This is a genomic window from Nitrosomonas sp. Nm34 (assembly GCF_900113925.1).
Classification (GTDB): Bacteria; Pseudomonadota; Gammaproteobacteria; order Burkholderiales; family Nitrosomonadaceae; genus Nitrosomonas.
This window is the reverse complement of record NZ_FORD01000009.1, coordinates 65678-80158: the sequence shown is the minus strand read 5'-3', so window position 1 is coordinate 80158 and position 14481 is coordinate 65678. Positions and strand designations below refer to the sequence as shown.

12 protein-coding genes are annotated in these 14481 nt (G+C 47.3%); 4 read left to right on the top strand and 8 right to left on the bottom strand.

Annotated elements, in window-relative coordinates; translation table 11 throughout:
- Nucleotides 1–704: 704 nt before the first annotated feature.
- Entirely contained in the window at nucleotides 705–3260 is a 2556-nt protein-coding gene (gene glgP, locus BM283_RS06060) for an alpha-glucan family phosphorylase (RefSeq protein WP_090690852.1), read from the bottom strand.
- A gap of 36 nt (nucleotides 3261–3296) precedes the next feature.
- A complete protein-coding gene (gene orn / locus BM283_RS06055; protein WP_090690849.1) occupies nucleotides 3297–3842 on the bottom strand; it encodes an oligoribonuclease in 546 nt (181 codons plus the stop codon).
- A 296-nt stretch (nucleotides 3843–4138) separates the two neighbouring features.
- Between orn and BM283_RS06050 the strand changes: the two genes are divergently transcribed.
- From BM283_RS06050 to rsgA, 3 genes are read left to right on the top strand one after another with little or no spacing between them, the layout of a single operon-like run.
- Entirely contained in the window at nucleotides 4139–5395 is a 1257-nt protein-coding gene (locus BM283_RS06050) for a M48 family metallopeptidase (RefSeq protein WP_090690847.1), read from the top strand.
- A gap of 8 nt (nucleotides 5396–5403) precedes the next feature.
- The gene (locus tag BM283_RS06045) at nucleotides 5404–5742 is read left to right on the top strand and encodes a 4a-hydroxytetrahydrobiopterin dehydratase (RefSeq protein ID WP_090690844.1); all 339 of its coding nucleotides are present in this window, start codon (nucleotides 5404–5406) and stop codon (nucleotides 5740–5742) included.
- Nucleotides 5739–6656 carry a ribosome small subunit-dependent GTPase A gene (gene rsgA / locus BM283_RS06040; protein ID WP_254776212.1) on the top strand — a complete coding sequence of 306 codons (918 nt, stop codon included), beginning with the start codon at nucleotides 5739–5741 and terminating at the stop codon, nucleotides 6654–6656. Before BM283_RS06045 ends, rsgA begins: the two co-directional genes overlap by 4 nt.
- An 18-nt stretch (nucleotides 6657–6674) precedes the next feature.
- On the opposite strand, the gene glgA is transcribed toward rsgA, so the two are convergent.
- From glgA to hslV, 4 genes are read right to left on the bottom strand one after another with little or no spacing between them, the layout of a single operon-like run.
- Nucleotides 6675–8162: a glycogen synthase GlgA gene (glgA, locus tag BM283_RS06035; RefSeq protein WP_090690840.1), complete on the bottom strand. Its 1488-nt coding sequence runs from the start codon at nucleotides 8160–8162 to the stop codon at nucleotides 6675–6677.
- 38 nt (nucleotides 8163–8200) lie between these two features.
- Complete coding sequence (locus BM283_RS06030) at nucleotides 8201–9385, bottom strand: acetyl-CoA C-acyltransferase family protein (RefSeq protein ID WP_217646452.1); 1185 nt, start codon at nucleotides 9383–9385, stop codon at nucleotides 8201–8203.
- Between the two features lie 25 nt (nucleotides 9386–9410).
- Nucleotides 9411–10739 (bottom strand): ATP-dependent protease ATPase subunit HslU, encoded by a 1329-nt coding sequence (gene hslU, locus BM283_RS06025; RefSeq protein ID WP_090690837.1) that lies wholly within the window; start codon nucleotides 10737–10739, stop codon nucleotides 9411–9413.
- A gap of 31 nt (nucleotides 10740–10770) precedes the next feature.
- Complete coding sequence (gene hslV / locus BM283_RS06020; RefSeq protein ID WP_090690836.1) at nucleotides 10771–11292, bottom strand: ATP-dependent protease subunit HslV; 522 nt, start codon at nucleotides 11290–11292, stop codon at nucleotides 10771–10773.
- A gap of 350 nt (nucleotides 11293–11642) precedes the next feature.
- Between hslV and BM283_RS06015 the strand changes: the two genes are divergently transcribed.
- A complete protein-coding gene (locus tag BM283_RS06015) occupies nucleotides 11643–11888 on the top strand; it encodes a FitA-like ribbon-helix-helix domain-containing protein (RefSeq protein ID WP_090690950.1) in 246 nt (81 codons plus the stop codon).
- Nucleotides 11889–12493: 605 nt separating this feature from the next.
- On the opposite strand, the gene BM283_RS06005 is transcribed toward BM283_RS06015, so the two are convergent.
- Together BM283_RS06005 and BM283_RS19360 are read right to left on the bottom strand one after the other, a co-directional pair.
- The gene (locus BM283_RS06005; RefSeq protein WP_217646450.1) at nucleotides 12494–13516 is read right to left on the bottom strand and encodes a transposase; all 1023 of its coding nucleotides are present in this window, start codon (nucleotides 13514–13516) and stop codon (nucleotides 12494–12496) included.
- On the bottom strand, nucleotides 13471–13710 hold the full coding sequence (locus tag BM283_RS19360) for a hypothetical protein (protein WP_217646449.1): 240 nt from the start codon (nucleotides 13708–13710) through the stop codon (nucleotides 13471–13473). Before BM283_RS19360 ends, BM283_RS06005 begins: the two co-directional genes overlap by 46 nt.
- Between the last annotated feature and the right edge of the window lie 771 nt (nucleotides 13711–14481).

Genomic DNA, 14481 nt, shown 5'->3' with positions numbered 1-14481 from the left:
TGCCTATTCCCTTGTTTTTAATAGGATGAGAGATAATTACCCGTACATATCAATCATTAGAAAGAACTTTCAGTATTAGAGCAGCTTAACATTTCACCTCCATGCTCTGTTCGTTATCGGAGGAGGATCAGTTGAGTATACCAATCTAGCTTTTTTTAATGCTAATCGGTAACAAATAAAGCAGGCAATAATGCAATTGCATGCAATTTTCCTCTCACAGTGATACTTGATGCATAAATTAAGCTGGATTTCTTAAATCAGGAGAAGAAATTTGCGCTATCGCAAATCAAATGATAGCAAGGGACGCTCGTTTCATTTCTCATCAAACATGAGGCGAAGGTGAGCAGCAAACTGTATAAATCACAGCAAGGAGAAGCCGACAAAGTCAGGTTTGCTTTAGAAATGGAATAATATGAGGGGATGAGAGATCAGGCGAGGCCCATGTGGTGTAAACATGATGTCAATATCACTGACACTGACCTGAAAGATGTGAATAAATTTATTGCATCCTTCAATCGCTGTATTGGACGGCACTCCCATCTCTCCCGCCTCACAGACTCGCTAAAATTTAGTTTTATCGAAGCTCATCAGGCTCGTTCTCTGATAGCTGCACTCCGCCCGTCCCGTGCTTTAAATGCTTGCTCCGCCTTTTTTCACAATCTCTAAGCGGACCATTTTGCAGAATAGCGCTTCACACAAAATTTTTATACCCATACCATCATGCCCATCTCCAGCGGATGAGTCAGCAGTGGATGATAAGGATGCATGCGTAGATAGTATTCCTTTTTACCACATAACTCAGGCACATAATTCAGTTCAAACAAGTGTTCCTGCATTTCGTTTATTCCCACAAACTTGAAACGAACATGCTGGTAGCTGTTTAACCTCACTTTCTTATTCTCTTGACAAATAAGCAGTTCCACCACCACATCGTCAGGTTGCAAACCGTTTAATTTAGCCGCCAATTTGAAATGTAGGGCATTGCTGAAGTCAATCCGCTTACACGGCGTATCCTGCCGCCGTAGCGAAACACCTCCCCAAGCTGCACTGACTTTCGCCTTCCAGGCAGCGACTTTTTTGGCATTCGCAAAATTATCTTGAGCATAATGCTCACCTTGTGCATGAGCACGAGCATAAAATTTATTGATATATTCATTTACCATGCGCGTTGCGTTGTAGCGCGGCAGCAGAGAAGCCATGGAATATTTGGCCATTTTGACCCATTCCGCAGAATAACCGAACTTTCCTCGGTGGTAATACATGGGAATGACCTGGTCCTGCAGAATTTCGTAGAATGCTTGACTCTCATCTCTATCACGCACATCAGCTTCAGTATCATCCGAAGCTGGTTTAACGGCCCAGCCATTTTTTCCGTCAAAGCCTTCTTCCCACCAGCCATCGAGCACACTCAAATTGATTGTACCATTGATCCCTGCTTTCATGCCGGAAGTGCCGCTTGCTTCAAGCGGGTAAATAGGATTATTGATCCAAACATCCACGCCAGCCACCAGCCTTCTGGCAAGACGCATATCATAGCCTTCAACCAGCAATATCCGCCCTTCAAATTCCGGCAGTCGTGCTACCTGGCTAACTCTTCGAATCAAATCCTGGCCAGGAATATCCGCGGGATGGGCCTTGCCGGCAAAAACGAGTAATATAGGTCGCTCTGGGTCAAGCAGGATTTTTCTTAACCAGTCGAGATTCTCGAATAACAAGGTTGCACGCTTATAGGTTGCAAAGCGACGCGCAAAGCCCAATACCAATACATTGGGATTGATAGGATCAACCAATTCCAGGAGCCGATCAAGGTGCGTCTCCGAGCCGCGATTGCGTCTATTCTGCTCGGTCAGGCGGGCACGAATACCGTAGAACATTTGTGATTTTAATGTCTGCCGCGCACTCCAGAACAAATGATCAGGAATTTTATCAATACGTGACCAGAATTCAATGTCACACATTTTATCGCGCCATTCATAGCCCAGATATCGATAAAATAGATTTGACCACTCCTGCGCTAAAAAAGTGGGAACATGCACGCCATTGGTAATATAAGTAATAGGATTTTCCTCTGGCTCAATTTGGGGCCAGAGATCGCGACAAATACGGGCGGAGACATCGCCATGTATCTTGCTAACTCCATTATGCGTGCGTGACATATGGATAGCCAACGTGGTCATGTTGAAGTCATCACTGCCTGGCATATGTCCCAATGCCATAAATTCTTCCCAGGAGATCTTCAAGTCATGACAAAATTCAGCAAAATAGTCATGCATGATAGCTCTGGAGAAGTGATCATGTCCTGCAGGTACAGCGGTATGCGTGGTAAAGATGGTATTGACTGCTACTGTCTCCATTGCACTGGCAAAATCCAGTCCCTGCTGCACCAGATTGCGTGCCCGTTCCAGCATCATAAAGGCTGCATGCCCTTCATTACTATGCCACACGGTTGGTTTAATCCCCATTTTCTGTAACGCACGGACTCCACCAATCCCTAAAAGGATTTCCTGCTCGATCCGCATATTTTTATCTCCGCCATAAAGCTGATGGGTGATCAAGCGGTCATGTTCAGGGTTCTCCGGTAAATCCGTATCCAGCAAATACAAGTTGACGTGGCCGATGATGGCCCGCCAGACTTTTACCATTACGTTACGTCCCGGCAAGGCTATTTGTATATGGACTTCTGAGCCATCATCATGTAAAGCCGGCTTCACCGGCAGAACTTCAAAATCTGAATCAGTATAAATGGCTTGCTGAATACCTTGGGCGTCGATGGTCTGGAAGAAATAGCCTTGGCGGTATAACAATCCGACTGCAACAAGTGGTAAACGCAAATCGCTTGCTGCCTTGCAGTGGTCTCCAGCCAGGATACCGAGCCCGCCAGAATAAACTGGAAGGCTTTCATGAAAACCAAATTCAAAGCAAAAATAAGCAATCCGGTCAGGTGGGCTGAAGCCTTCGATATGGTCGTACTGTAAGGGTTCGGCATGATACGCATCATAAGATGACAGCACGCTGTTATAACTGGATAGAAATGTTCGTTCAGATGCAGCCTTGTGCAGTAACGACTCATCGACTCGCCTGAGAAAAGCCTTAGGATTATGCCCGGCTGCTCCCCACAAACGGGGATCAATACGAGAAAACAAACTACGTGTCTCACGGTCCCAGCTATATCTAAGATTATTGGCTAATTCTTCCATGCGCGATAGCCGAGCCGGTATTTTGGGATTAACGGTGACAGTAAAGGTTGTTTTATTAATCATTGAATGCTCTCCTTGCCGAGATAAATACTGAGACTATCAAGCGCCGATAAAATGTTCACGATAATATTTTAATTCTTTGATTGAATCATAAATATCTGCTAGCGCTTCGTGCTTACTTTCTTTATTCAACCCAGCCATGATTTCAGGTTTCCAGCGTCTCGCCAACTCCTTAATCGTGCTGACATCCAGATTACGGTAATGGAAATACGCTTCCAGCTGTGGCATGGCGCGAGCAAGGAAGCGTCGATCCTGGCAAATCGAATTCCCACACATTGGCGAGGTTGCAGGCGGAACATGATTTTGCAAAAAAGCGAGCATAATTTCCTCAGCTTGCATTTCTGTCATCTTGGAAGCTTTAACTTTATCAATCAGTCCAGATTTAGCATGAGTCGATTGATTCCATTTATCCATACCGTCCAGTATAGCGACCGGTTGTGACACCACTAATACCGGAGCTTCGGCTACCACATTGAGTTGTGAGTCGGTCACGACCAGAGCGATTTCAATAATACGATCGCTATCAGGATTCAGACCGGTCATTTCCATATCGATCCAGATGAGGTTATTGCTATCTTGTGCCATAATGCATTTTCTTGAATTTTGAGAGATTGATTTTGTCATATTGAAAACTATCCGTCACTTAATGTTTAGTGAAGGGTAAGTATTTGTGAACAAATCAGCACGGCTGTGTTCCAATAATTGCGTTTTTTATTGTGACTTTTCTTTTATTTTGTCAAAACTTGTTTGGTGCATGTTTCAGCAAAGTGTGCTGTGCTCGTTTTAGCTAAAAGTACTGCGCTCGTTTTAGCGAAACTCGCTGCGCTCGTTTTCACAAAGTTTGAGTGTTAATCGATTATATTTTCTATGCTATTTTGACTATGCAAACTTTTACTGCTGTATTTATTACTGTATTATTACTGACCACTGTTACTCAACTATGGTTAGCGATCCGCCATATCCGTCATATCCGCGCTTATCGCAACCAGGTTCCGCAAGATTTTGCCTCACAAATTGATCTTGCCGCTCATCAAAAAGCGGCTGATTATACTTGCGCTAGAACCCGTCTCAGTTTTCCCGGCACCTTTATCCATGTTCTTCTATTATTGATGCTCACGCTGGGAGGGGGACTCAATGTCCTTGCAAGTTTCTGGGCGAACTGGTTTACCGATCCGATCCCTCATGGCATGGCGCTCATTATCAGCACGGTTTTACTGCTCAGTGTGATTGAAATTCCATTCAGTTATTACCGGACTTTTGTTATTGAACAGCAATTTGGCTTCAACAAGATGACACCGGCTATGTTTTTTGCTGATCTGATCAAACAATATACATTAGGCATTGTGCTGGGTATTCCCTTATTGTTCGTCATGTTATGGCTGATGGAGAAAATGGGTGATAGCTGGTGGTTTTATGCCTGGCTGGCATGGGTCGCTTTCAATCTCTTCCTCCTGGCTATTTATCCAACCTGGATCGCGCCGCTGTTCAACAAATTCTCGCCATTACAAGACGCTTCTCTCAAAGCGCGGATCGAGCAGCTTTTGTATAAGTGCGGTTTTGAATCAAGTGGTTTATTTGTCATGGACGGATCACGCCGCAGCAGTCATGGTAATGCCTATTTTACCGGCTTTGGCAAAACGAAACGAATTGTATTTTTCGATACATTGTTGTCACGCCTGGCACCATCAGAAATAGAAGCGATCCTCGCCCACGAGCTTGGCCATTTCAAACGCCACCACATCATCAAACGCATTGTCTGGTCATTCATCGTCAGTCTGGCCTTTTTGTGGCTATTAGGTTATTTGATGCAGCAGAACTGGTTCTATCAAGGATTAGGTGTGACTGTTCCATCCGTTCCTTCCAACGCAATGGCGGTGCTACTATTTTTTCTCGTGATGCCCGTCTTTACCTTTTTACTGCAACCGCTGTCCAGCTTATATTCGCGCAAACATGAATTTGAAGCAGATGAATATGCAGCACAACATGCTTCAGCTGCTGATTTGATTCATGCGTTAGTGAAGCTTTATCAGGATAATGCAGCAACGCTCACCCCTGATCCAGTCCATTCCACTTTTTATGACTCCCATCCTCCCGCTGCGATTCGGGTTGCCCATCTCAAGAAATTTATTTCCGTATAGAGGTATTTATGGCTGATATCTGTGAGCTAACGAACAAGCAATGCAAACCCTGCGAAGGGGGGGTGCCCCCTCTTACTGCAGAGGAAGCAAATAAATTAATGCAACAGCTGGAAGGATGGTCGCTGATGACTAATAAAATCAGCAAAACCTTTGAATTCAAAAACTACTATCAAACCATGGCATTTGTGAATGCGGTGGCATGGCTTTCCCACCGTGAGGATCACCACCCCGACATGACAGTAGGCTATAACAAGTGTCAGGTCGAATACATGACGCATGCGATCAATGGATTGTCGGAAAATGATTTTATTTGTGCTGCCAAAATTGATTGGCTATTCAAAATTTGAGATCAAAGTCTTCTACTAAGACAACACTTACTCAATCAGTGATAGGTCAGGTCATTGCTAGCTACGGCAGGCAGTATGGCGTCCAAACAAGCGATGGAGCATTGTTAACGTGCGTTATGCGCGGCAAAAAAGGCGGCATTGCCTGCGGGGATCAGGTTAAAATCCTTCCTACCACTTCGGGCCAAGGCGTGATAGAAACTGTATTATCACGCTCAAGCTTGCTCTATCGCAGCGATGCGTTTCGTCAGAAACTGATTGCCGCCAACGTCACTCAGCTTATCATTGTAGTGGCTGTGGTACCGACTTTCAGCGAAGAATTAATCGATCGTTGTCTGATCGCAGCTGAGAATCAGCGGATCAAAGCACTCATCGTACTCAACAAAGCTGATTTGCTCGAACAGGCCCGCACAGCAGCGGCTAGGTTATCGTTTTATAGTTCGCTGGGCTACCCGGTTTTGACTATCAGTGCTACTCAAAATATCGAACCGCTTCGACCTTATCTGCAGGGTCACACCAGTGTGCTGACTGGCCAGTCCGGTATGGGGAAATCAACCATCATCAACGCATTGATGCCGGGTGCCAAACGCACCACGATGGAAATTTCCACTGCCCTCGATAGCGGGCGTCATACCACGACACACACGCGCCTTTATCATCTTGATTTGAAAAGTGCCATCATTGACTCGCCCGGTCTGCAGGAATTTGGCTTACATCATATTGATAACAGTGAGCTGGCTGGCGGTTTCGTTGAATTCCACCCCTATCTTGGGCAATGCCGCTTCAGCAATTGCCGGCACATGACAGAACCGAATTGCGCGTTATTGCTCGCAGCTCAGGAAGGAAACATTCATGCGCGGCGTCTAGCGACCTACCAAAAACTGATGGCAGCCGCAGAAAAGCAGAAGGCGTGGTAACAGTCGCTTCCCATGCCATCAAACTGGGGCCAGCAATGACTGATAAATTTCACGATATGCCATCGCACTCGCCCGCCAGCTAAAATCCTTACTCATGCCATTTTTCTGTAGCTGCCGCCAAACCCGCTTATTCCGGTAGGCTATTACCACGCGCTGAATACCGGCCAGAAACGCCTCCGGCGTCATACCATGGAATTGGAAACCACTTGCACTGCCATCTGCCAGGGTAGCCGCAGTACAATCCACCACAGTATCAATCAACCCGCCGGTAGCATGGACCAGCGGAGGTGTGCCGTAACGCTGGCTATACATCTGATTCAGACCACAAGGTTCAAAACGCGACGGCATCAGGAAGCTGTCTGCCCCTCCCTCGACCAGGTGAGATAGCGCTTCGTTAAACCCAATGTGCGCAGCTATTTTGCCGGGATAAGTCTCTGTCAGTCTGACCAACTGCTCTTCCAGCATGGCATTTCCACTTCCCAGCAATACCAGTTGGGCGGGGATCTGCACGAGCTGCGGTGCGATCTGCAGAATGAGATCATAACCCTTTTGTTCGGTAAAGCGGCTGATAGCGGCAAACAGCAAAATATCACTGTCGACCTCCAGCCCCATTATCTGCTGTATCGCAAGCTTGTTCACCTTTTTGGCAGCCAGGTTATTGCTGGAATAGTTTTTGTTGAGATGAGGATCAGTAGCAGGATCCCATTCCATCGTATCAATACCGTTGACGATGCCAGCAATATGCTGGCTGCGGGCCGCCAGTAATCCTTGCAAACCAAACCCAAGCGGTGCCTGCTGGATTTCGCGGGCATAACTGGGGCTGACTGTCGAAATACGATCAGCATAATAAAGCCCAGCCTTCATAAACGATAGATTACCGTAATATTCCACACCGTTCACATTATAACTGGCAGCGGGTAACCCCAATTGAGCCACTGTTTCTGGCGGAAAACAGCCCTGAAAGGCAAGATTATGGATAGTCATCATGCTAGCCGCTTTTTTCCCCGGATGAAAATGAAGGTAAGCAGGCGTGAGTCCACTTTGCCAATCATTGCAATGGGCGATGTCAGGAAACCAAGTCAGCGGACTCACATCACTTGATAGAATAGCCCCCATTTTTGAGAGCAAGCCAAAACGCAAGACATTGTCCGACCAACTTTGCTCGGCGGTATCGAGATAAATTCCGCCTTCACGTTGATACAACGCAGGGCAGTCGATGATGTACACCGGTATATTCTCCGAATGGTTGACTGCCAGTTTAGCTGACCATAACGTAGTAGGTGGAAAATGGTGGAGATCATTGAAGGTGGCAACTTTCCGTTTGTATTTGAGCCCTGACATAACGGCGGGATAGCCAGGCAATAACAAGCGTATATCTACGTTCAATTCACGCAAAGCAATCGGTAATGCGGCGCTGACGTCACCCAGGCCACCAGTTTTACACAATGGATAGACTTCTGGTGTAATAAATAATACTTGTAGATCATGGCGGGAAGAAGGGGACATGTTTGCTCAATAAACGGTTACATGGATAGGCTATACTATTAAAGCCGTTCAAAAATCGCAGCAATCCCTTGCCCACCGCCTATACACAGCGTTACCAGCGCATAGCGTCCGCCTGTACGATGCAATTCGTAGATCGCCTTGATGGATAAAATACAACCGGTTGCGCCAATCGGGTGCCCAAATGCGACTGCCCCGCCATTGGGATTCGTTTTGGCGGAATCAAATCCGAGTTCGCGCGCAACGGCACAGGCTTGCACAGCAAACGCTTCGTTCGATTCAATCACGTCCATATCGGCAAGCTTGAGTCCTGCACGCTTCAGTGCCTGCTTGACAGCAGGGACCGGGCCGACTCCCATATAGCTTGGATCAACGCCCGCATAACCATGAGCAACGAGACGCGCCAACGGATGCAGATTCTTTTGCTCAGCTGTTCGCGTATGCATGAGCACCATCGCGGCTGCACCATCATTGATACCGGAGGCGTTGCCTGCGGTGACGGTGCCATTTTCCTCAAAGACGCTGGGAAGCCCAGCCAGTCTTTCCAGGCTAATTTGCTCGCGTGGATGTTCATCGGTATCGAACAGCGTCACGCCCGCTCGGCTGGGAATTTCGATAGGCAGAATCTGCGTTTTGAAGTAACCTTGCTTGATGGCAGCGATTGCACGCCGATGGCTTTCCATGGCAACTTGATCCTGCTCTTCGCGGCTGATTCCCCATTTCTTAGCGATATTTTCCGCGGTCACACCCATATGAACTTGATCGAACGGATCAGTCAAAGCGCCGATCATCATATCTACCGCTTGGCTGTCTTTCATGCGCTGACCCCAGCGCAGCGCCGGTAACAGATAACCTGCTCGACTCATCGATTCAACGCCACCCGCAACCGCTATCCCAGTATCGCCTGACAAGATCAGATGAGCAGCGGATAAAATGGCCTGCAAACCGCTGCCACAAACCCGGTTCAAGGTCAGAGCTGCAGTGGATTGCGGCAAGCCGCCCTGCAGAGCTGCTACACGAGCGAGATACATATCGCGTGCCTCCGTGTGGATCACCTGACCAAACACCAGGTGACCAACCTCAGCAGGATCAACACGCGCGCGTGCAACAGCTTCGCCTACCACCTTCGCCGCTAACATAGCAGGAGCGACACTCTTCAACGCCCCGCCATAATCTCCGATTGCAGTGCGTATACCACTCAGTATCACAACTTCATGTGCTGGCACGAGCCGTCCTTTTTATTAGAGGCTTCTAAAGTACATATCTGGCCAAATCCTCACTTTGAGAGAGATCTTTAAGACGCGAATCCACATAAACCGCATCAATAACGATCGCTTCGCCGCTGCGCTTGCTCGCATTGAAAGAAATTTCTTCCAGCAGTTTCTCTATGACGGTATGCAGCCTTCTGGCCCCGATATTCTCGGTTTTCTCATTGACAAAATAAGCAATTTCCGCCAATCGCTTGATGGCATCCTCGGCAAAACTCAACTCGATCCCTTCTGTTTTCAGCAATGCTTGATATTGCCTGGTCAGGCAAGCATCGGTATTGGTGAGAATCTGTTCGAAATCGCCCGCGCTCAGACTTCCCAATTCAACCCGAATGGGGAAACGCCCCTGCAACTCAGGAATCAAATCGGAAGGCTTGGAGAGATGAAATGCGCCGCTGGCAATGAACAGGATGTGATCGGTTTTGATCATGCCATACTTGGTGGAAACTGTGGTCCCTTCCACCAGCGGCAATAAGTCACGCTGCACCCCCTGCCGCGACACATCAGCGCCTGACGTTTCAGAGCGGCTGGTGATCTTGTCGATTTCATCAAGAAACACAATGCCATTCTGCTCGACGTTCTGCACCGCACGCAGCTTCAGTTCTTCGTCATTGATAAGCCGTGCCGCCTCTTCTTCAACCAGGATTTTTTTGGCTTCACGTATCATGAGTTTACGCGTTTTCTTTCTCCCGCCCCCGATCGTCTGGAACATCCCCTGAATCTGTGAAGTGAGCTCTTCCATTCCTGGAGGTGCGAAAATTTCCATGCTCGCCTGGGGGATAGCGACCTCGATTTCTATTTCCTTGTCATCCAGTTCCCCTTCGCGCAATTTTTTGCGGAATTTTTGCCGGGTTACGCTGCTTTCCTCGCTCTCTGCTCGAAAATCGAGATCGCGCGCGGGTGGCAATAATACATCGAGAATCCGGTCTTCAGCACGATCTTCCGCCAGCGGGTACATTTTTCTGATTTCCCGTTCACGTCCCTGCTTGATAGCGGATTCCACTAAATCACGAATGATGGAATCGACATCGCGCCCCACATATCCTACCTCAGTAAACTTAGTCGCTTCCACCTTGATAAATGGCGCATCTGCAAGCTTTGCCAGCCGTCTCGCAATTTCTGTTTTACCGACGCCGGTCGGACCAATCATCAGGATATTCTTGGGCGTGATTTCCTGTCGCAGCGGATCACCCACTTGCTGTCTGCGCCAGCGGTTCCTGAGCGCAATCGCAACGGCGCGCTTGGCACTAACTTGGCCGATGATATGTTTGTCCAATTCGTGAACAATTTCCTGTGGGGTCATTTGTGACATAGTAATAGCTTCTCAGAAGGAGTAAATCAAATTAATCGAGCGACTCAATAACGTGAACCTGATTGGTATAAATATCAATATCACCCGCGATGGTCAGTGCTTTGGCAACAACCTCTCTGGCAGGCAAATCGGTATTTTCCAACAGCGCCCGCGCCGCTGCCTGGGCATAGGCTCCCCCGCTGCCGATGGCGGCCAAGCTCATTTCTGGCTCGATCACATCGCCAGCTCCAGTGATGATCAGAGTGGCCTCTCCATCAGCGACCACCAGCATTGCCTCCAGGCGCCGCAAAATACGATCGGTACGCCAATCCTTGGCGAGTTCAACCGCAGAACGCATGAGATGGCCTTGATGTTTTTCCAGCTTGCCTTCAAAACGCTCAAACAAGGTAAATGCATCCGCGGTTCCGCCCGCAAACCCTGCCAAAATCCTGCCATGATGAAGCCTACGCACCTTGCGCGCGCTGGCTTTGGCAACGACCGTACCGAGCGTTACCTGCCCATCGCCCCCCAATGCAACTTGTTTGCCCCGTCGTACGGATACTATGGTGGTCATGTGTCCTAATCTATTTCTGAAAAAGAACAATTATAACGCTGATTCAAAAGTGACACGTAGTTGAAATAATGAGAATCGGTTACTTTTGCAAAAATAATCAACTATTTTAAAAAATTAATAAAACTTGTTTATCAATAGATTGAAAAAGCCTCATGAGTTTTACAACCTGAATCCGATTTTCCGCCGCCTCTAAAGTGATTACATAGTGCAATGCGGTCAATGGTTATCGCCTACATAAAGGTGGGGCAAGAATGTCAAAGACAGCTTGATTCTTCTATTTGGACGCAAGAAAATTGATAGAGAAATCATATATAACCATACTGGTTCCCAAACGGTTTCTAATCATGATTATGCCTACGACACTAACACTAAAGAATATTCCTGATGAATTATATAAGCGCCTCAAGGCATCAGCTGAAGCGCACCGACATAGCCTGAATAATGAAGTGATTGTATGCCTTGAAACGGTATTGCTCCCGGAGCGAATCTCAGTAGAAGAGCGTTTGGCACGAGCAAGAGTGCTTCGAAACAGCCTGCCAAAGGATAAATTTCAGCCACAGGATATTGATTCACTCAAACGCGAAGGACGGCCATGATTGTGGTAAATACCAACATCATGGCTTATCTTTATTTACCAGGTGACTTCACACATCTTGCGGAAACGCTGCTTCAACATGAACCTGAATGAGCTGCTCCTGTACTATGACACAGCGAGTTTCGCAATATTCTAGCTGGATACATACGCCGGCGTTATTTAAGTTACGAACAAGCCAGAGATATTCAGGCAGAAGCAGAAAACCATCTTCAGAGCTTAGAGTTTGAAGTTGATTCTCATAGCGTACTAGATTCGTGCGTGAGACTGGCTGCTCAGCCTATGATTGCGAGTTCATAGCCCTTGCTATGAAACTAGGCACAACCTTATATACAATGGATGCAAAGCTGCTACAAGCATTTCCCCATCACGCCACTGCATTGACAGCTCAAATGTAGGTTTAACCATGACACGTACTTTCCTGATCGATATAAGATCCGTGACTAAAGCATGGTTCAAGCACATTGTAGTGGGCACTACCAGTATACGTGGGCCCAAGTTAGTAAACATTTTGGTGTGAACTACGTGACCGTCAGCTGGGTAGTCAAACAGGCAGAAAAGAGAAAATAGGAATATCAAATGTAAGGCTTGAACATCCCGCTGGAATTTTCAAGTATTTTCGTTGATTTTTGTACGCATCTCATAGACACGATTTTGCTTCAGCATTTTGAATATAATGCGGCAAAGCTGCCGGCCAAGCGCACGAATTGCCTGATTATGTGATTTTCCCTCAATCCGTTTTTTTTCATAATAACGCTGTGATTCAGGTACGCATTTTCGATGCTTGTCTACAGCGGCCATCATCGCACCTTTAGCTCGTGTGTTGACATGTTTCGGTGCTTTTGAGCCTCGAAACTTCCCTGAGCTGTTATCAAGGTTGGCCATCCCCAGATAAAGCGCCAGACTGCGTTCACCGGCAAACCGGTCAATGGTGACAATCTCACCCGCCAACTCTGAGGCACAGATCACAGCGAACCCCGGAATACGATCCATTAACTTGGCAGCTTGGGATGCTTGCATTAATGTCTTGCAACGCGACTCCAACGCCTGGATATCGTGTTTGAGTGCCAGGATGCGCCGGGCATCTTCAATGATCATTTCGCTCACCCATTCCACTTCATGACTAAATGATGCATGCGATTGCCATGCACGAATTTCCGCAGCGAACTTGCGGCCCACGCCAGGAATCTTCAGCAAAGCAGATAGGCGCAGACGCGACAGCCTGGTCAATTCGTCAACGCGGGTGATAAAGCGCAAGAACCAGAGATTATCAGCATCTTTGGTGATATCCAACAGACCGGGGCACACTGCATGAAGATCGCCCTGAAAGCGACTTTGTACACGGCTCTTTTCATCCACCAAAGCGCGACGGCGGCGGCTTAACCGTTTGAGCATGTCGTTTTCCCGTGGTGCCGGCATGATTTCCTGAAGAACCTCTTTGGCCAACGGCAGGTGATCTCGTAGCTGGAATAGTTCCAGGCCTTTACAGGCATCAATGCGGTCATTCTTGGCCGCAGCCGGAAAAATTTCCTTAAAACGAGCCAGTTTCAGGTTATTGATGTTGTAGAATTGATAACCGCGCACCCTCACCAGGATGTCCAAAAGGCGAGCATAGCCATTGTGGCCTTCCATGGCCCTACTACTGTACCGCCATGGCAGCGGTGATGATGCTCAATGCGCTCAAAGAATGGTGTGAAACCTTCCGGGCGATGCAGAATATCAAATTCGTCCAGTACATCACCATTAGGTAAACCTATCGCCACACTGTGTTGGCGGCATCCAATATCAATGCTGACATATATTTGTGAGGTATTATTTATGATCATGGAGTCTCCGTATGATTACGACTAAACCGATAAATCATCCGTCGGTCTCGTCTACATACAGAGCCACAATCAAAAGAATCGGCACCATCCCGGACGACACACCGGATGGATGACGCAGGAGGACGGGGACGGCATTTCAAGCCTGGCGAAACAGAATCCCTGCCGCTGACCCCAAGAGACACATCCCTATCCATATTACTATATTAATCTATGGTTCTGTGGTGTGTCATCCTGCAAAATACGATGGTAGACCCTGAGGTGTACTGCCCTTTTGAAAAGGGCTAAGAATGATGAAACTTATGAGTTTTCTATCTGCTTAAAGCTCCACTTGAGACTCTAATTTTTACAATCGCTTTTTAATGCTCATTTCAATAGTCGCCTTTCTAACTCGACTAATCTTTGCTCAAGCTTCTCGGTTTTAATGAGTTTTCCAATCTGGGACAGTATATAAACCAATCTAGAAGCATTTGAAGTATCAATTTTAGAAGTCCATGCATCGCGGTATACCCACGGCATTTCACGCCTACAATCTTCAATGGCTACAAGCTTGATCTGACTGCTGAGTCGTGAGAATAGCAGGCAGTCTCAGTCAAATCAGGCGTGCTGTGCCAACGCACACTTATTTTGTATCTGCCTATAACGCCGGAATTTAGATTCATCAGTTCAAAGAAAATCCCTCTGATTCTTCCTCTCACGCAACCGCGCGTGATGTAACGGGTAGGGTTGAATGACGGAAACTGTTGGAACGATTAGAAGGTTGTACCACAGACC